The sequence below is a fragment of the Alteromonas infernus genome (assembly GCF_902705815.1).
This window is the reverse complement of record NZ_CACSIG010000056.1, coordinates 131,861-151,257: the sequence shown is the minus strand read 5'-3', so window position 1 is coordinate 151,257 and position 19,397 is coordinate 131,861. Positions and strand designations below refer to the sequence as shown.

Here is a 19,397-nt window from a genome sequence, read left to right as displayed (position 1 = left end):
ATAAAGCTACTTAGTGAGCTTCAACACTTTGCCATTTGGAGCGTCGGTTAACAGGTAAATAGCACCTTCAGGGCCAACTTCCACATCGCGAATACGTGCGCCGTTGTCACGCAGATATTCAAACTGCTCGCCCGGCTTACCGTCTGCTACGTGAATGCGGCGAAGGTGAGTGAACTTCAAAGAACCAACCAGCACATCACCATTCCACTCTTTAAACATATCGCCTTGGTAGAAAGTTAATCCACTTGGTGCTATGGATGGGTCCCAATATACCCAAGGCTGCTTCATGCCGTCCATGTGCGTTTTATCACTAATGATGTCACCGCTGTAGTCAATGCCATAGGTAATTTCAGGCCAGCCGTAGTTCGCGCCATTTTCCAATATATTAATTTCGTCACCGCCTTTCGGACCGTGCTCCATTGCCCATACAGCACCGGTGTCAGGATGAATTGTTACGCCTTGGATATTGCGGTGACCATAGCTAAATACTTCTGGTGCGTTGCCGTCAGTGAACGGGTTATCCTTTACAGCGCTGCCATCGCGATTAATGCGCACGACTTTGCCAAAGTGGTTATCCGTATTCTGCGCTTCCTTCATGTATTTGTAGCGATCGCCCATAGCAACGTATAGGTACTTATTGGCATCAAATTCTAGGCGACAACCAAAGTGAAATCCGTTATCAACAATAGAATCGGCGCTAAATATCACGTTGACATCTTCTAGCCCCGTATTCGTTAACGTGGCTTTTGCCACACTACTGCTGCTACCTGTTTTACCTTCTACATCACTGGCTTTGCTGAAACAAAAGTAAATGGTGTTGTTGCTAGCAAAATCAGGGTCGATAGTGATATCAAGCATGCCGCCTTGATTTTGCGCTACTACCCTGGGCACGTTCGCTAACCGTCCTGACAACTTCCCGTCTTTTGTCAGTCGCTGAATACCCCCTGCGCGCTCTGTGACCAACATGTCGCCATTAGGCAGAAAGGTCATCCCCCAGGGGTGTTCTAGCCCTTCAGCAAGGGTGGTTACCGTAATATTTTCGTCGGTAATACCGTGCTCATGGCCTTCGTGAGCAAAAAGAGACTGGCTTGCAGATAGTGCTAATGCACAGGTAATAGAGCGGGTTAACGTGCTCGTTAGATTGCGCTTTAATACCGCGCTAATTGATGATTTCATCGCTGGGGCCTCGGTGTTTATTCGGTTTTTATTTTTAGCGTGCGTTTCTGTTTAGCGGCCTAGTATACAAAAAAGGGCACAGCGCTGCTGTACCCTTTGTGTTATATCCACGCTTTCATGCGATTAAGCAAGAAATAAGCGTATAAACCCGATTAACTACGATCGAAAATTACTTTTTACGTTATTTCGGCAGTGTCGCGCGAAGCATCCAAGCTGTTTTTTCATGCACTCGCATACGGTCGCCAATTAAAGCAGCTGATGACTCATCGTCTGCGTCCTGTGCTAGCTTTAATGACTCGCGACAGGTTTTTACAACTTGCTCGTGGCCATGTGTAAGTAAGCGAACCATTTCAGTTGCTTCTGGTACACCTTCTACTTCTTCAATTGAGCTAAGCTCTGAAAAAGACTTATACGTACCTGGTGCAGAAACACCTAAAGTACGAATACGCTCTGCAATTTCATCCACGGCTTCAGCAAGCTCAGTATAATGCTCTTCAAACATTAGGTGTAATTCACGGAACTGAGGACCTTCTACGTTCCAGTGAAAGTTATGCGTTTGCAAGTATAAGGTGTAAGAATCAGCCAATAACTTCTTAAGGCCTTCTGCTACTGCGTTACGATCGCTCTCAGAAATACCAATATCAATCTTGCTCATGTCACACTCCTTTTCGTTAAAACCTTTTTAGGTTTTGAATTGGCCAGTTCGTTGACCGTACAATATTTGAACCTAAACAATATAACTTAATAATACTACAGAAATTTTGATTTAGATTAACGGTTTAGTTAATTGTGCTCATCGCAATTATCGATGAGTAACTCGCCCTCTATATCGACAGCTTTATTAATGATGGTGGTGATGCCCTTTTGCTTCGTCTTTTTTGACGGGTAATACCAGCTTGAGTTCACTCCCATTATCAAACGATAACGTGATGGGAATATTACTTCCTTCTGCCAATCCCTTTGTTAACCCTAGTAGCATTATGTGGTTTCCGCCTGATTTAAACGCCACCATTTCACCGGGCTTGATCTTTACACCTTCCGTTAGCTCGCGCATTTTCATCATGTCGCCTTCCATAACGGTCGTGTGAATTTGCGCTTCGTCTGCGACCTCTTTAGCCACCGACACTGAAACAAGGGTTTTGTCGCTGTCGCTTTGGTTATGCAAAGTAAAGTACACCGCACCGGTTTTTGCTAAGGCAAATGTTGCTCTGGCGTAACCGTTCATTACCATTACGTCAGCGTGCTCATTGTGTGCATGCTGCTTGTCATGTTGATGTTTGTTTTCGTGCTCATTAGCGTGAGCACTAAAAAGCGCAGATAAGCTTAAAGATAATAAGCCTGTGACGATAAATAACGGTTTTAGCGATTTGAAAAAAAATGACATACAGTGCGCTCCGAATGAATGTTCAGAACTAGTGTACGTGGGAATGGCATGGGAAAAAAGGGAAATGGTGCCGACTGCCGGAATCGAACTGGCGACCTACTGATTACAAGTCAGTTGCTCTACCAACTGAGCTAAGTCGGCACACTATAAACCCGCTGCCTTAAGCAGCGGATGCGTATTCTAGCGATAAACGCGTGGGTGTCAACCTTTTAATCGCGTTGCCTCGCTAACTAATTTCGGGAAGTACTCAAGCGGCAAATAATTACTCAATGCCATGAGCTTTTCACCTAAACTTTCATAACTATTTGTGGTGACGTTAATGTGTCCCATTTTGCGCTTCTCTCGTACAGATTTCCCGTACCAGTGAAGATGACTACCATCAATGCTGAGTAAGTCGCGTGAGAAGCTACTGCAACCTATGATGTTAACCATCGCGCTTGGGCCAATGGCTGATGTATCGCCAAGGGGTAAACCACACACGGCTCGTAAGTGATTTTCAAACTGGCTGGTTACGGCGCCTGACTGGCTCCAGTGCCCAGAGTTGTGCACCCGAGGTGCAAGTTCATTCACTAATAGCTTGTTTCCCACTTGAAACAGCTCTACCGCTAATACGCCAACATAATCCATGCCGTCGGCAAGTTTCACAAAAATATCGTGAGCCTGAGCTTGCAACGCGTCGTCGACATTTGTAGCTGGCGCAACGGATACATGCAGTTGACCTTGATGGTGTAAATTTTCTGCTAGCGGATAGGTTCGTACGTCGCCATCGGCATTGCGCACACCGATAAGAGAAAGCTCTCTGTCAAAAGCTACCATTTTTTCGACCACTAAAGGCACGGTTACAAGGTCTAGACCCTGAAGTGAACGCTTAAGCGCCGGTAATTCAGCCTCATCGGTTAAACGCCACTGACCGTATCCATCGTATCCATCGCGGCTTGCTTTTAAGATCAACTTGCTGCCAAGTTGCTTTACGCAATCGTCAAGCTGTGAAAGATCCGTCACTATCTTGTGCTCGCAGTTAGCCACCTGCATACTTTCAAGCAGTTTTTTCTCACGAACCCGGTCAGCGCCTACTAAGATACTGTCGATATTAGGCATCAACTTATTCGTCTTCGCCGCCTCTTCAAGTAACCTTTCAGGAACGTGTTCAAATTCTACTGTCAATGCGTCTGCGTCTTCGATGGCTTGTGCAAGCGTAGTGTCTAACGTTGATTTGCTGACTGGATGTACAACGGAATCGCTGTTTACGTCCACAGCTTGAACCTCAATACCTAAGGGGCTTCCCGCCAGGTACATCATTTGAGCAAGTTGGCCTGCGCCGTAAACGACTACTCTCATTCATCTAGCTCCAATGTGTTACTTGATGCCAGCACTGTATCGGTTTGAGATTTTCTAAAGGCGATAACTGCATCTCGAACATTTTCATCTTGCAATGCAACAACCTGCGCAGCTAGAAGACCCGCATTTGCCGCGCCGGCCTCACCAATGGCCAATGTTCCAACCGCCACGCCCTTAGGCATTTGAACGATAGAAAGCAATGAATCTAAACCGTTTAACGCTTTTGATTTAACCGGGCAGCCGAACACAGGTAAGTGTGTATGCGCGGCAATCATACCGGGTAAATGCGCTGCACCACCTGCGCCAGCAATAATAGCGCTGAAACCTTCATCAGCGGCATGCTCTGCAAACTCTACTAGCAAATTGGGTGTACGATGTGCCGACACCACCTTCGCTTCAAATTCAACACCAAACGACTTCAGCATTTTTGCGGCCTGCTGCATAGTAGGCCAGTCTGAAGTTGAACCCATAACAATCGCGACTTTTGCCATCTAGAGATCCTCGGGGTAGGTAAAATGGTCAACTTTGGAAAGGCCGCGATTGTAGCGTAAAACCGTTCAAAATCCCACCGTAAATGCCGCCAAATACAGTACCCATCGCTAAGCTTTTGATTTTCGCCACACCACTTTGAGGTGATCTATCCCGTTAATAATGCCCGTATTAACGATAATTAATTTACATAAAAAGTTGGCCTAAATTGCATGTTTTGCGTTGCACGAGGCGCGTTTAAAATTTTGCAATTAAATAGCAAGGCGTAAGAGGTTATTGATGACAGATAAACATGAACCTGACGTACTCGACGAGGTAATAGAAGAGGTACAAGATGTGGTATCTGACTTCCTAAATCGTGAGGCAGCTCCCGGCATACTGCTTATGGGGGCCACTCTGTTGGCACTTATCATTGCCAACTCGCCCTTAGATGTGATTTATGACCAGCTGATAAGCATGCCCGTTCAAATATCAGCGGGTACGTGGGCAATCGATAAGCCCTTGTTGCTGTGGATTAATGACGGCCTTATGGCTGTGTTCTTTTTTCACGTTGGCTTAGAGCTGAAACGGGAAGTGTGCGAGGGTGAACTCGCCAACCCCAAAGATATTGTACTGCCTGCCGCTGGCGCAATAGGTGGTATGGCATTACCCGCTTTAATCTATGTGGGCATTAACTGGGAGAACCCAGTTGCTATTGCTGGGTGGGCGATTCCTGCAGCCACAGATATTGCGTTTGCTTTGGGGATTTTAGCGCTGTTAGGCAGTCGCGTACCCACAAGCCTTAAAGTATTTTTGGTCACGCTTGCCATTATCGATGACATTGGCGCCATTGTGATAATTGCCCTGTTTTACACCGAAAACATTACCACAGGCGCGCTGGCCATTGCCGCTGGTTGTTTGTTATTACTGTGGCAAATGAATAAACGCAATGTGGTAGATATACCTGCTTACGTCTTTGTGGGCGTGATATTGTGGGTCGCCATGCTTAAGTCTGGCGTGCACGCGACACTAGCCGGTGTAGTGCTTGCGGGCTTTATCCCCATGCGCGATGAAAAAGATGAATCTTATTCGCCGGTTACGCGCTTAGAGCACGGGCTTAATGGCTTAGTAAGCTTTGCAATCCTTCCCTTGTTTGCGTTTGCAAATGCAGGTATTAGCTTTGGGAATATTAGCCCGGAAGGTATTTTTCACCCCGTGACTTTCGGCATATTTTTAGGCCTAGTAGTGGGTAAACAAATCGGTGTCTTTGGGTTTTGCTACCTCATGGTTAAGCTCAAGCTGGCAAAATTACCAAAAGACCTCAACTTTAAACACATCTATGGCTGTGCACTTCTGTGCGGCGTGGGCTTTACGATGAGTTTATTTATTGGCGGCCTCGCATTTGCGCAAACAGGCATCAATCAGATATTCGATGAGCGAGTGGGTATATTATCAGGTTCGTTAGTATCGGCACTGCTCGGCTACATAGTGCTTCGACTTGTAAGTGACGCGCCTGTTGACGATACCGATGTAGCATCAAACGCGAGCAAGCTCACCGGCAATACAGTCAAATAAAGCCTGCTTACTAAGAGGCTTACTTAAATGTGCATTCATGCCTGCTGCTAAGCAGGCATTTTTGTCTTCTGCAAACACGTTGGCAGTAAGTGCGATGATAATCGCATCTTTATTTTTCCCTTCTTTACGAATAAGCGTTGTTGCTGCATAACCGTCCATTACCGGCATCTGACAATCCATTAAAATAACATCAAAGTCATACTTCTTTTCCGCGTTAATCGTATCAAGCCCATTCTTCGTTCTAATGCACTTGATATTGGCCGTCTTTAACATATCCATGGCAATCTCTGCATTAATATCATTGTCTTCAGCTAACAGCACTTTTAGGTTAGTTGGCAGACTAGGCTTTACGTCAACGATGTCAACGTCCGGCTCATGCTCTTCTTCTTTGCCCACAGCGGCAGGAATGTGAAACGTAAAGCGCGTACCTTTACCCAATTCGCTTTCCACAAAAAGTTGTCCGTCGAGCAATTCGATTAAGCCCTTTGAAATGGGTAAGCCCAATCCGGTACCACCAAAGTGTCGCGTTGTGGTCGAGTCGGCTTGCTCAAACTGTTCAAAGATTAGATCTAATTTTTCTGGCGCAATACCTACCCCCGTATCGGAAACCACTACCTTAAGGGCGTGATGCGCATAGCTTACGTTAACCGAAACGCTTCCTTCGCTCGTGAATTTCACCGCGTTGCTCAATAGGTTATTAATTATCTGGCTAATCTTTCCTGCGTCGATATCTAAGACTTTTGGCACACCGCTATCCACATTCAAATGAATGTCATATTCTTTAGCCTTTGCAGAATGCCGATAAAGTTCACATGATGATTCAAGCAACTCGCGAATGGCGCAGCTTTGTATATCAATGCGCATTTTCCCCGACTCGATTTTGGAATAATCTAAAATGCTATCGAGGATCATCAATAGATTGGCGGCCGAACGGGAGATGACTTTAGCTCTTGCTGCGACATGCTCTGGCAACTCGCTGTCTAACATTAATTCGCAAGAACCGATAATGCCGTTCATGGGCGTTCTAATTTCGTGGCTCATATTCGCTAAAAACTGTGTTTTCGCCACATTTGCTGCTTCGGCTTCTTTAAGCGCCTTTGCCAAATGATCGGTTTTTTCGGCAATACGGGCTTCTAAAGACTGGTTCAATTCGCCAAGCTCAACATTGAGTGCTTGCTCTACTTCCTTAGCACTTTTTAGCTCTTCAAAAGCATTGAGTAAGCGAGATTCTAAATGCATAAACTCATCGCTTAATGAAGATAACTCTTGTATATGCAGGGCACGTTGCGGTGCTTTTTCACCCCCTCTTTTCTCTGGGTTAAAGGCAGCAATATAGCGAATAAGCCGACGAATGGGGGCGCCCACCATTTTTGCCACCACATAGCCAGTAAACGTACCAAATGCAGATAGTGCTAACAGCAGCAATAAGTCTTTCAGCAAGTAGCCGCTCATAGACATCAGCAACAGGCGCTTATCGAAGTAATAGCTAACCTTCCAATTGGCAAAGGACACGTTTTCAGCGAACCTTAGCCAATTCTTATTCTGAGGGCCATTTTCCACTTCGACGGCGCAATTGGGCTCACAATGGTAAAATGGCGCCTTCGTTAACGGCTTTATTTCAAGCGCTTCAGAGGCATAAATAACTTCACCTTTTTGATCCTCTATTAGCATCAAAAAACCATTTATGCTCAAACTGTCAATGGCAGAAAAACTCTTTAAAGATAATGACCCTTCAATGATTCCTTTAGACACTCCCTTGCTATCTAATATGGGGGCAGATAAGGCAATAATTGGGTCGTTGCCAAACCCTCTACCTTGAAACACATTAGAGATAAAGGGGCTGCCTGACTGCATGGCTTCATAAAAGTATGGCCTATAAGCGACATTCGGAACGCCACTTTCACGGGCCTTTTCCAGCATACTTGGTGGATAAGCATGGGTAATATCACCCTTCTCATCGGCAATTAGAAAAGTGAGAAACTCGGGATTATGTGAAGCTAATACCGCTAGGTTAGTCGTGGCCGCATTATCAAAACTTACCGCGCCACCATCACCAGAGAGTAATTGCGCAGCGCTGGTTACCGCGTTTTGATGCTGACGAATAAAATTCGAAAGTTGGAACTCCAACACATCAACACGCTGTGCCATGTAACTGTGAATTTGTCGTTCTTGCTGGTGCTGAAATAAGGTTACTGACAGATAGATCACTGCCATAGATGCTACAAAGAAACACCCAGAAAAAAAGTAGCCAAAAAGAAAGTGAAGAGTAACCCGTTCTGATTTATTTGAAGTTTGGCGTCTGAGACCATGTATCGCCAAGTATGCAAAGTGGCCCGTGATTAAACCAAATACTCCACTCACCCAAGTCACTAAGACACCAGAGAACAACATATTGATGTTGTCGCCGTTGTAGAGCGAATGCTCTAAAAGCAAAATAGGTAAAAAAACGACCGACCAGAACCCGGCCCCTACCCTTATCACTTGCTTTAAGGACTTATTGTAACCGAATAAGCTAAGCACTATTGGCAACAGCGTTAGGCTTTCCTTACCTACAATGCTGCCGTGATTAAGCCACAGAGGAACACTAATAATCAGTGCCAAAGGTACCGAGATAAATGGAGAAAATCGGAGTGAAGAATAAACCGCAACACCTACCCCGAAAATCGCTATACCTGTACTGTCAAAAGGTGCTTGAAGCGCGTTGAGGCCAACACCCAGCAAGCACGCTATAACGACTTGAAATGCCAGAGACCATGAGAAGGAAAACGAAAGACTATCTAATTTCAACGCATGTCTCCGGCGGCTTCACTTAGTGTTGAGCCATATAGTCAAGCGTGAAGTTTGTCAGTAGTTTTACGCCTAACTTCATACCTTCATCATCAACATAAAATTCAGGGGTGTGATGTGCTGGACTCGCTTCTTCAGACACATCTAATGGTTTACCTCCTACCCACACATATAAACCCGGTACTTGCTCTTGGAAGAATGAAAAGTCTTCAGCGCCTGTCACAGGCTTAGAAAGCAGCGTATTTTCCACCCCTGCTGTACGCTGCATGGTGGGCAGCATGGCCTTTGTAAGCGCCGGGTCGTTATAGGTAATTGGGTAAGAGTAATCTAAAGGTAACGTAAGCTCAGCTTCCGCTCCCATGCTTTCAGCGATAGCGTTTACTTTGCGGGGCAGCGACTCATATATATGCTCGCGGGCCGCTTTATTGAGCGTGCGGATAGTCCCTACCATTTCCACTTCATTTGGAATGATATTAGAGCGGTTACCACCGTGAATAGAACCAATAGATATCACCGCGGCGTCATCAATTAGCTTTAATTCGCGACTAACTATGGTTTGAATAGACATGATCATTTGCGCAGCGGTCACGACAGGATCTATGCTTTTCCATGGATAAGCACCATGCGCCTGTTTACCATGAATAACAATTTTAAACGGGTCTACAGCAGCCATAGTACCCCCCGCGTTATAGCGTACTTTACCCACATCGGTATTGGCGTTAATGTGAAGGCCGAAAATGGCATCAACATCAGGGTTCTTTAATACTCCTTCCGCTACCATCACTTCAGCACCGCCTTTTTCACCAGCTGGCGCACCTTCTTCAGCAGGCTGGAAAATGAATTTCACTTTGCCTTTTAGCTCACTTTTAATACCGGTAAGGATTTTCGCCGCCCCCATTAGCATAGCCATATGCGTATCGTGACCACAGGCATGCATTACAGGTACTTCTTTGCCGTTATACTCACCCATTTGCTGTGAGCGGTAGGCTAAATCATTTTGCTCTTTAACGGGAAGCCCATCCATATCAGCACGTAACGCTACCACGGGCCCAGGATTACCAGAATCCAAGATAGCCACTACACCGGTTTTGGCAACACCAGTTTGCACGTCTAACCCCAAGCTAGTGAAATAGTCCGCAACATACTCAGCAGTTTTGAACTCTCGGTTAGACAGTTCAGGAAACTCATGGAAATGATGACGCCATTTAATTACGTCGGGTTCGACGTCATTCGCGAGCTTATCGACATTGATTTGAGCAGCACATGCAGCAGATACAGAGACAAGGCCTGAAAATGCAAACGATAGTAACTTCCGGTACATAACAAATATTTCCTTTGATGTTTTTTAGTTAGAGTAAATCATCTCGAGGAAGAACACACCACCGTACTAGCGAATGCGAGAATAAATTAATGGGTTAATACGCTCAGAAAGTACCCCATTAATCAGCCTGTGGATATTAGACGGAAGTATAAGAGCCTCATATAACAAACAGAAGAAACGAAAAAGGCGCCAACAGGCGCCTTTTCAATGTATATCAATTTATTAACTAGCTCTTTTGTCGGCGCATTGCGTCGAAGAACTCGTTGTTCGTCTTGGTCATCGACAACTTACTAATAAGGAAGTCCATCGCGTCAATCTCAGACATTTCGTGAACAATCTTGCGAAGGATCCACATTTTTTGTAGTTCATCTTGCGCGGTGAGTAACTCTTCACGACGGGTACCTGAGCGGTTAAAGTCGATAGCTGGGAATACACGTTTTTCCGCAATCTTACGGTTAAGGTGTAGTTCCATGTTACCTGTACCTTTAAACTCTTCGTAGATAACTTCATCCATTTTAGAGCCGGTATCGATAAGCGCAGTGGCGATAATCGTTAAACTTCCGCCCTCTTCTACGTTACGGGCAGCACCGAAGAAGCGCTTTGGTTTATGAAGCGCGTTAGCGTCAACACCACCAGTAAGTACTTTACCCGATGAAGGAATAACCGTGTTGTATGCGCGCGCAAGACGGGTGATTGAGTCGAGCAAAATAACCACGTCTTTTTTGTGTTCAACAAGACGTTTGGCTTTTTCGATAACCATTTCTGCCACTTGTACGTGACGGCTAGCTGGCTCATCGAAGGTTGATGCAACCACTTCACCTTGAACAAGGCGGTGCATCTCCGTTACTTCTTCCGGGCGCTCGTCGATAAGCAATACCATTAACTCACAATCGGGGTGGTTAGCAGCAATTGACTGAGCAATATTTTGAAGAAGCAGTGTTTTACCGGCTTTAGGTGGCGCTACGATAAGACCACGTTGGCCTTTACCGATAGGTGACGCCAAATCTAGTACACGTGCTGTAATGTCTTCGGTCGAACCGTTACCACGCTCCATGCGCAAGCGATCTGCTGCGTGTAGCGGTGTAAGGTTTTCAAAGAGGATTTTGTTACGTGAGTTTTCAGGCTTGTCGAAGTTAACTTCGCGGATTTTTAGAAGCGCAAAATAACGTTCGCTGTCTTTTGGTGGACGAATCTTTCCAGCAATCGTATCACCGGTGCGCAGGTTAAAGCGTCGGATTTGGCTTGGCGATACGTAAATATCGTCAGGACCTGCTAGATAAGATGAATCAGCTGAGCGTAAAAAGCCGAAACCGTCCTGTAAAATTTCTAATACCCCATCCCCAAAGATATCTTCACCGCTTTTTGCGTGCGTCTTAAGGATCGAGAAAATGATGTCTTGTTTTCTGGCGCGTGCCATGTTTTCCAGGCCCATTTCCTCGGCCAGGTTAACCAACTCGCTAATTGGTTTGTTCTTTAATTCAGTTAAATTCATACTGGTGGGTCTTTGTGCTTGAACTTCGCTTACAGGACTTATTGTCACTCTGTTCTAGTTTAGATTTGATATCACCCGGATATGGGTGTAAGCAGAATGCTGCTCGGATGAGCGCTGAGGAAAAGTTAGCACTATATTTAACCAACGTCCAGCGTTTTACCACCGAAATGTTAAATAATTTGTTGCTTACTCTTCTTGAATGAAACGTAAGTACCTGTGGCGTTAATAAAAACCGGCGCATAATTAGCACCGGCTTTCAATTTGCTATCAATTAAAGGTTTTCGTTAAGAAACTCTGTTAATTGTGCTTTTGATAGCGCGCCAACTTTCGTTGCAGCAACGTTACCGTTTTTGAAAAGTAGCAATGTAGGAATACCACGAATACCATATTTAGGTGGAGTTTCGTTATTTTCATCGACATTCAACTTGCCAACTGTTAACTTGCCATCAAACTCGGTCGCAACTTCTTCTAAGATTGGTGCGATCATTTTACACGGGCCACACCATTCGGCCCAGAAGTCAACCAGTACAGGACCTTCAGCATTGATAACATCTGCTTCGAATTTATCGTCAGATAACTGGATAATTTTGTCGCTCATTCTTTTCTCCATTATTGGTCTGTCGCTGATTTGTCTCAGCCCGACCATAAGTGTTATATAGAAACTGTTTTTTAATGCAAGCACTGATAAGCTATAAGCTATGCCTACTCACTTAACTGATACTCATTTTTCCGACCTGCCGATTAACGGCAAGGTTGTTGACGCGTTAGCGGCAGCTAATTTTTCACATTGTACACCAATTCAAGCACTTGCACTGCCTCCTTTATTGGAAGGTCACGACATTGCAGGTCAGGCTCAAACTGGAACCGGTAAAACCATTGCCTTTTTGGTGGCTACATTTCACTATTTGCTAAGCAAAGCAGAAAATGCAGATAACAGCAAATCAAATGGCCCACGCGCTATTATCATGGCGCCAACCAGAGAACTCGCCGTACAAATTTACAACGACGCCAAACTGCTCAGTGAGCATACCGGATTGTCGCTTGGTTTGATTTATGGGGGCGAAGGATACCAAAGTCAACGTGAAACTTTGGAAGAAGGGGTGGATATTATAATTGGTACGACGGGGCGCATTCTGGATTATTACAAACAGAACGTGTTTAGCCTGAAAAATATTCAGGTTGCCGTACTTGATGAAGCTGATCGTATGTTCGACTTAGGCTTTATTAAAGATATCCGCTTTTTATTCCGCCGTATGCCACCTGCCGGTGAGCGTTTGAGCATGTTGTTCTCTGCAACCCTGAGCTATCGCGTTCAGGAACTGGCCTATGAGCACATGAATAATCCAACCCACGTTCAGGTAGCCCCCGAGCAAACAACTGCCACACGCGTTTCTCAGGAGCTCTTCTATCCGTCTGATGATGACAAGATGCTGCTGCTTCTTACGCTACTTGAAGAAGAGTGGCCTGAAAAAGCCATCGTCTTCGCCAATACCAAGCACAGCTGTGAGAAAGTCACTGATTGGTTAACCGCAGACGGCCATCGCGTTGGCTTACTAAGTGGCGATGTACCACAAAAGAAACGCCTTGGAATTTTAGAAGACTTCACCAAAGGTAAGTTAGATGTTCTGGTAGCGACAGACGTTGCTGCTAGAGGTCTACACATTGATGCGGTGACACACGTGTTCAATTATGACCTACCCGATGATGCGGAAGACTACGTGCATCGTATTGGTCGTACTGGTCGTGCCGGACAAAGTGGTATTGCAATTAGTTTTGCTTGCGAAAAATACGCACTAAACTTACCTGCTATTGAGCAATACATTCAAAACGCCATTCCTGTCACCGATTATGACAGCGGCGCGCTTCTTGATGATGTAACGCCTCCTAAACCACGCAGAAGACGTACGCCTAACAATCGCAATAGTGCGCGCCGTGGTAACGGTAGAGGGCGTGGCAAGCCTCAGCAACGCAACAACAGAGCGCAATAACAAGGCGTAAAGGTAGCCAATAAGAAACGAGATTTTATGCAGGCAGAACTCCAGCACGATGCACAAACCTACGGCGAGTATTATGCCGCCGTAGACTTAGGCTCTAATAGTTTTCACATGGTGATTGTCCATGTCGTTAACGGCAGTGTTCAAATCATTGGGAAAATAAAACAGAAAGTGCGTCTAGCCGCAGGCTTAGACGATGATTTAGCACTTGATGACGTGAGCATGGAACGCGGCTGGCAGTGCCTGCAAGTCTTCTCGGAACGCTTGCAGGATATCCCCCCTTCAAACATCAAAATTGTGGCAACTGCCACCCTTAGGCTTGCAACTAACGCACACTTATTTGTTCGCAAAGCCGAAGAAATTCTCAATCACAAGCTTGAAGTAATTAGCGGCGAAGAAGAAGCAAGGCAAATTTATTTGGGCGTGGCCTACACTTCGGCAAACCAAGGCAATAGCTTAGTTATTGATATTGGCGGCGCGAGCACTGAGATCATTATTGGTAATGACATGCAGCCTATTCACCTTAAGAGCTTGGATATGGGATGCGTTACCTTTATGGAGCGTTACTTCACTGACGGTGCCATTACCAAAAGCAATTTTGAAAACGCCAAGAAAGCTGCTCATGCATTAATAGCCCAAGTGTCTGATACTTTTTTATGCTTTGACTGGGAAAACTGTTTAGGGGCGTCTGGAACGCCGCAAGCAATTACTGAAATATTGGTCGCACAAGGGATTAGTGATGCCATTCGCTTGGATTATTTGTATCACTTAGAACAACAGTGTATTGAGTGCGGGGACATCAAAACCTTAAGTATTGAAGGGCTAGAAGAAAACAGAAAAGCCATATTTCCTTCTGGTTTGGCAATTTTAATTAGTTTATTTGAAGCGCTGCATATTAAGCACATGAATATCTCTGGTGGCGCACTTCGCGAAGGCCTGATTTACGGTATGTTGGATAACGTTACTGAAAACGATAGACGCCAACAAACGTTAAATCAGGTGAAGCACCGCTATCACATTGATAAAAACCACGCTAACTCGGTTCGTCATGTAGCGCTAACGCTGTGTCATCAGCTCTGCGCGCAACAGAACATTTGTCATTTAGATACTGAGACTATTTTAGGTGCCGCAGCACAGCTACATGAAATAGGCCTTCATATTGAGTATAAGCGTCACCACGAGCACGGCGAATACATCCTAAGTCATATCGACCTACCCGGCTATACTCGCCTTCAGAGAGCGGCTATTCGCGATTTAGTTTCGCAGCACCGATTAACCGTTGATATCGACGCCTTCGAGAAATATCACATTGACTACCGCCCGATGCTAAAAGGGTTACTGCGAATTTTACGTATTGCCGTGGTGCTATGTTTACGCCGTCAAAATAAACACATTCCCGACGTAAATTTATTATGCGAGGAAGATAAGTGGACACTTACTTTCCCTGAAGGTTGGCTAAAAGCGCATCCGCTGATAAATGCTGAGCTCGCTAACGAATGCTGGCTCCAACACAAAGCAGGTTTCGAATTGGTGTGTAAGTAGTTACTATCAAGGTAATTGCAATAAAGGCGTGCTAAGCACGCCTTTATTTTTTGTCTTCTGTCTAGCATTCGGCTTACAAGTAGCCCTTTTAATTACCGTTTTGCTTGGCAAGTAACGCTGCCGCTTGCGGCGCGAAGTACGTTAGAATGCCGTCTGCACCTGCGCGCTTAAACGCCAATAACGATTCTAAAATAACCGCGTCCTCATTTAACCAGCCATTGGCAAATGCCGCTTGGTGCATAGCGTATTCCCCGCTTACTTGGTAAGCGAACGTGGGCACTTTGAACTCATCTTTACATCGTCGAACCACGTCTAAATAAGGCATACCCGGTTTTACCATAACCATGTCTGCACCTTCTTCAATATCTAGTGCAATTTCATGCAAGGCTTCATTGGTATTAGCAGGGTCCATTTGATAGGTCTTTTTATTGCCACCTTTAATATTCGCTGCAGAACCGACCGCATCGCGAAACGGCCCGTAGTAAGCAGAGGCATACTTGGCAGAATACGCCATGATACACGTGTTAATATGGCCTGCTTCCTCAAGCGCGTTGCGAATACTGCCTATTCGGCCGTCCATCATATCTGATGGGGCCACAATATCAGCTCCTGCTTCAGCATGTGAGAGCGCCTGTTTTATGAGCACGTCAACGGTTTCGTCATTCATCACATAGCCGCTTTCATCAAGCAGCCCATCTTGCCCGTGTGAAGTAAATGGGTCTAGCGCGATATCAGACATCAACATAACCTCTGGATACGCCTTTTTAAGCGCTCTCATTGCTTGTTGTGCAAGCCCTTGTGGGTTAAAGGCTTCGCTAGCGCACTCTGTTTTAAGGCTCATCGGGGTAACGGGAAATAGCGCAAGGGTTTTGATGCCTAGCTTTACCCAATTAGCCGCTTCCTCTACAAGAAGGTCGACAGATAATCGTTCGACACCCGGCATTGAAGGCACAGCTTCACGGGCACTGTCTCCCGGTAACACAAATACAGGGTAGATAAGATCATCACTCGTTAAGTGATGCTCTGCCACAAGCCCCCGCAATGCATCTTTAGCACGAAGTCTGCGCATTCGGCGATGAGGGAAAGGTGAAGATGTCATAATTTTTCCTGTAATTGTTTATGTATTACTTTATTACGCCCTGCCGCTTTTGCTTCATATAAAAGCTCATCAGTGAATTTAAACAATTGCTGCGCGTGATCTTCACCCACAATTACTGTGGTAGATACGCCGGCACTGGCGGTTAGGTTAATCATTTTGTTTTCGTATTCAAGGGGCGATGCTTCAAGACTGCTTCGCATGTTTTCAGCAACATGAAAAGCCCCTTCTAAATCGGTATTAGGCAGGATAATGGCAAACTCTTCACCACCTATGCGACACAAGTCATCTGTAGGGCGATGGATGTGTTGTTGAAATACTTTCGTTACATGAATTAAACACTCATCTCCCCCATCATGCCCATATTCGTCATTGATTTTTTTGAAGTGATCGACGTCGATAATAACAAGTGACAGTGGTGTTTGTTCCCGACGGCTACGCCTACCTTCTGAACGTAAGCGCTTATCAAAATGCCTGCGGTTGTGAGCCCCAGTGAGCGGGTCTATGGCATTGAGTCTTTCAAGCTCTTGATTGACTTCAGAAAGCTCTCGAAGCGTAATTTCAAGTTCTAGCGTGCGCTCTTCAACTTTATATTCCAAGTCATCTTGGTAGCGCTTTTGCACTTCAAGCAGGCTTTCTTTCGCGGTACTAGCCTGTTTTTCCTGTTCAAGCGCAAACTGCTGCGCGTCTATTAAATCGTCGCGACTGTGGCTGTAATTAATCGCGAGAATGAGCGCCAAAATTAATGACTCTACAGCCCCGCCAATAATCAGTAAGTTGTTTGAGGAAATAGGCAGCTGAATAATGTTTACGTTATCTAAGTTAGCACTTAAACCACTAACTAATAAAAACCCCCAGGCGATAGTAAAATAACGGGCAACCACTACCCCTTTCAGGGTTAACCAGACGCCCAACCACATAGTAAAAATTATGGTAAGGGTAAGTAGCAGTAAAAACGCTTTCACCATAAGTGAATAGGGAAAAATTAGGCCCGCGAGGATACTCACACCACAAACCCAACTTATCGTTTGAGCGACTTTGTCAGCCTTTTTACTATAGGTTGTAATGGGCAAGAGCCTTCGCGTAAACATTGTAGCGAACATGATAGTTGCATTAGCAAAAACAATAATCGCTTTTGACTGAAACCACGTACTGTCTGGCCATAAATAGGCCAAACCATAGCCGTGAAGCGTTGCCAACGTTAGCGCTAAACTAACAATATAACCCGAGTAAAATAGAAAGGACGTATTACTCGTCGTAATCGTTAAAAAAGCGTTACTGACCCCCATTGCGAGGAGAATTCCAAAAAAGATTCCCAACGCTAGATTTCTACTTGAGGTATAGGAAATAAATTCTGCTTCTTCCCATATCCGAATGGGTAACCTTATTGTTCCGGAAGTTTGAACACGAATGATAATTCGCTGGGAGTGCAGACTTTCAGGAAGCGGAAACAATGGTTTTACGTGTGAAACCGGGCGGTTAACAAACGGTATTGCGTCACCGCCAGTAAACGTAACTATAGGTTTACTGCCAATTTGGCTGTATACGGCAACATCAATGTGATCTAATAATGGGTAATCAATATGAAGCAAAAAACGGCTTTCAGAGGTTTGGGTTGGTGAAACCACCATTGAAAACCAATGTACATTGCTGTCCATTCCCAAATTAACAGGGGACGCAACAGGGCGCCAATCACTCATGGGCTTTTGCGACACATTCGCGAAATCTAAGGGTTCCTCGTCGCCTTCTTGCAAATAGGTAAGCTGTGAATATTTCGGTGTAGTATTCGAAAAAGGAGAAAGGTTAAGCAGCACGGATATAAAGCCAACAACGGCGACTATCGTTATCAATACGAGACCCGCATCATATTTGCGCATCGCTTTCAAATTTGTCTGCATATAAACCTATGTTAGCTGAGAGAAAACAACTCACAAGTATTAGCATAACTGCTAATACGCAATTTATCAGTCTCAACTTGCAGATATTCGCCTAATTGATTAGCAATGTGAGGCAAAAACGCGGGTTCATTATTACGCTTTCTCGGGCGCAATGTTTTGGGAAAGAGATATGGCGCGTCTGTTTCTAATATAAGGCGTTCAAGCGGAATGTGCTTTACGGCTTCTCGTAACGCTTCACCCCGTTTTTCATCACACACCCAGCCCGTAATACCGATATATAGGTCTAAGGCTAGATACTGCTTTACTTGTTCGGCGTTACCGGTGAAACAGTGAGCGATGCCGCCTTGTAAATTTGGCATATATCGGGTTAGAAGAGACAGCTGTTCGTCAAACGCGTCTCTTTCATGCAGATACACTGGCAGGCTTACATCTGCGGCTATTTTTAGCTGCGCTTCAAAAATCGACAGCTGAACAGGCTGGGGAGAGAAATTTCGATTAAAGTCCAACCCACATTCACCGATAGCTACACACCCTTTTTGCTGGGCTAGCTCACGTAACCGTGCCAGGTCGTTCGGGGTAGCGTCTTTAGCGTTGTGAGGATGTACCCCAATTGTGTAACAGCACGTATCGGGGTATTGGTTATAAAGAGACACGGCAACGTCCCACTCATTAGGGTGGGTGGTAATAATACAGAGCTTTTCCACGCCAGCATCTTTTGCCCGCTGTATAATGTCGTCAGCGTCAAAGCGCTTATCTAGCAAATTGACGCCCGCATCGAACCAAGGCATCTACTTAACGCGTTTTACTTTCATTCGCTTGTTAAGCCCTTCTACACTTAAGAAGAACGCGCCTAACAAACCGCGCTCTACCGCAACGGGTTGACCTTCTTTAAGCTTCATATAGGTATCATCAGTTTGCTGCCATACAGAACCGTCGCTAAATGTAATGACATACTTATCGCGAAGGTTCTTTTTAAGAGAGTCAATACTCACCGCAATTTCAGACGCTTCTTTGGTTAAGTCGCGCTTGTGCTCTAAACCAAACTCACTTTTTGGTTGAGTCGCAGCACGCTCGGGGGTTGCACCAGGACGAGGGCTAACTTGATTGCGATTAGCCTCTTTGTAGGCCTGCACCTGACTAACTTGTGCATTTACACCATCGTACTGGTCGAGTGACTTAGCCACCCGGTCATAACACATTAAGCGCTTTAAACTATTATCTGTATTTCGGCACGTTTCCATTGCATCGCCGATTGATTCAGCATGTGCGTTAAACGCGCTAAAAGCACACAATAAAGTGGCAAGAGAAAGTAGTCGTGTTTTCATT

General features: G+C 45.2%; 16 protein-coding genes and 1 tRNA gene. 3 read left to right on the top strand and 14 right to left on the bottom strand.

Features of this window, described 5'->3' with window-relative positions:
• Nucleotides 1–6: 6 nt before the first annotated feature.
• From ACX5J7_RS14580 to purE, 6 genes are all read right to left on the bottom strand, one after another.
• A complete protein-coding gene (locus ACX5J7_RS14580; RefSeq protein ID WP_020742792.1) occupies nt 7–1,176 on the bottom strand; it encodes a PQQ-dependent sugar dehydrogenase in 1,170 nt (389 codons plus the stop codon).
• Between the two features lie 181 nt (nt 1,177–1,357).
• A complete protein-coding gene (locus tag ACX5J7_RS14575) occupies nt 1,358–1,831 on the bottom strand; it encodes a Dps family protein (protein WP_020742791.1) in 474 nt (157 codons plus the stop codon).
• A gap of 186 nt (nt 1,832–2,017) precedes the next feature.
• Entirely contained in the window at nt 2,018–2,560 is a 543-nt protein-coding gene (locus ACX5J7_RS14570; protein WP_348681459.1) for a copper chaperone PCu(A)C, read from the bottom strand.
• A gap of 65 nt (nt 2,561–2,625) precedes the next feature.
• A tRNA-Thr gene (locus ACX5J7_RS14565) sits at nt 2,626–2,701 on the bottom strand.
• A 60-nt stretch (nt 2,702–2,761) separates the two neighbouring features.
• Nucleotides 2,762–3,898, bottom strand: coding sequence for a 5-(carboxyamino)imidazole ribonucleotide synthase (locus ACX5J7_RS14560; protein WP_498707374.1), 1,137 nt, complete (start codon nt 3,896–3,898; stop codon nt 2,762–2,764).
• Entirely contained in the window at nt 3,895–4,389 is a 495-nt protein-coding gene (gene purE / locus ACX5J7_RS14555) for a 5-(carboxyamino)imidazole ribonucleotide mutase (protein WP_012517079.1), read from the bottom strand. Before purE ends, ACX5J7_RS14560 begins: the two co-directional genes overlap by 4 nt.
• A gap of 277 nt (nt 4,390–4,666) precedes the next feature.
• Here purE and nhaA point away from each other — a divergent pair, with 277 nt between their 5' ends.
• Nucleotides 4,667–5,941 (top strand): Na+/H+ antiporter NhaA, encoded by a 1,275-nt coding sequence (gene nhaA / locus ACX5J7_RS14550; protein WP_498707373.1) that lies wholly within the window; start codon nt 4,667–4,669, stop codon nt 5,939–5,941.
• Here the strand turns inward: nhaA and ACX5J7_RS14545 are convergent.
• The 4 genes from ACX5J7_RS14545 to trxA form a co-directional block, all read right to left on the bottom strand.
• Complete coding sequence (locus ACX5J7_RS14545; protein ID WP_498707372.1) at nt 5,903–8,728, bottom strand: ATP-binding protein; 2,826 nt, start codon at nt 8,726–8,728, stop codon at nt 5,903–5,905. The two genes, nhaA and ACX5J7_RS14545, sit on opposite strands and share 39 nt — an antisense overlap.
• A 22-nt stretch (nt 8,729–8,750) precedes the next feature.
• Entirely contained in the window at nt 8,751–10,049 is a 1,299-nt protein-coding gene (locus ACX5J7_RS14540; RefSeq protein WP_498707371.1) for an amidohydrolase, read from the bottom strand.
• Between the two features lie 226 nt (nt 10,050–10,275).
• The gene (gene rho, locus ACX5J7_RS14535; RefSeq protein ID WP_012517075.1) at nt 10,276–11,541 is read right to left on the bottom strand and encodes a transcription termination factor Rho; all 1,266 of its coding nucleotides are present in this window, start codon (nt 11,539–11,541) and stop codon (nt 10,276–10,278) included.
• 271 nt (nt 11,542–11,812) lie between these two features.
• A complete protein-coding gene (gene trxA, locus ACX5J7_RS14530; RefSeq protein WP_012517074.1) occupies nt 11,813–12,139 on the bottom strand; it encodes a thioredoxin TrxA in 327 nt (108 codons plus the stop codon).
• 100 nt (nt 12,140–12,239) lie between these two features.
• On the opposite strand from trxA, the gene rhlB reads away from it, so the two are divergent.
• Nucleotides 12,240–13,529, top strand: coding sequence for an ATP-dependent RNA helicase RhlB (gene rhlB / locus ACX5J7_RS14525; RefSeq protein ID WP_020745278.1), 1,290 nt, complete (start codon nt 12,240–12,242; stop codon nt 13,527–13,529).
• Between the two features lie 36 nt (nt 13,530–13,565).
• Nucleotides 13,566–15,077 (top strand): Ppx/GppA phosphatase family protein, encoded by a 1,512-nt coding sequence (locus ACX5J7_RS14520; protein ID WP_015066117.1) that lies wholly within the window; start codon nt 13,566–13,568, stop codon nt 15,075–15,077.
• Between the two features lie 88 nt (nt 15,078–15,165).
• Here ACX5J7_RS14520 and hemB read toward each other — a convergent pair whose 3' ends face one another.
• From hemB to ACX5J7_RS14500, 4 genes are read right to left on the bottom strand one after another with little or no spacing between them, the layout of a single operon-like run.
• Nucleotides 15,166–16,176, bottom strand: coding sequence for a porphobilinogen synthase (hemB, locus tag ACX5J7_RS14515; RefSeq protein WP_071950673.1), 1,011 nt, complete (start codon nt 16,174–16,176; stop codon nt 15,166–15,168).
• Nucleotides 16,173–18,071 carry a sensor domain-containing diguanylate cyclase gene (locus tag ACX5J7_RS14510; RefSeq protein ID WP_498707370.1) on the bottom strand — a complete coding sequence of 633 codons (1,899 nt, stop codon included), beginning with the start codon at nt 18,069–18,071 and terminating at the stop codon, nt 16,173–16,175. The genes hemB and ACX5J7_RS14510 overlap by 4 nt, the downstream gene beginning before the upstream one ends.
• Before the next feature lie 11 nt (nt 18,072–18,082).
• Complete coding sequence (locus tag ACX5J7_RS14505) at nt 18,083–18,859, bottom strand: TatD family hydrolase (RefSeq protein WP_012517069.1); 777 nt, start codon at nt 18,857–18,859, stop codon at nt 18,083–18,085.
• Nucleotides 18,860–19,396 carry a hypothetical protein gene (locus ACX5J7_RS14500; RefSeq protein WP_462835948.1) on the bottom strand — a complete coding sequence of 179 codons (537 nt, stop codon included), beginning with the start codon at nt 19,394–19,396 and terminating at the stop codon, nt 18,860–18,862. It lies immediately after the preceding gene.
• Nucleotide 19,397 lies beyond the last annotated feature (1 nt).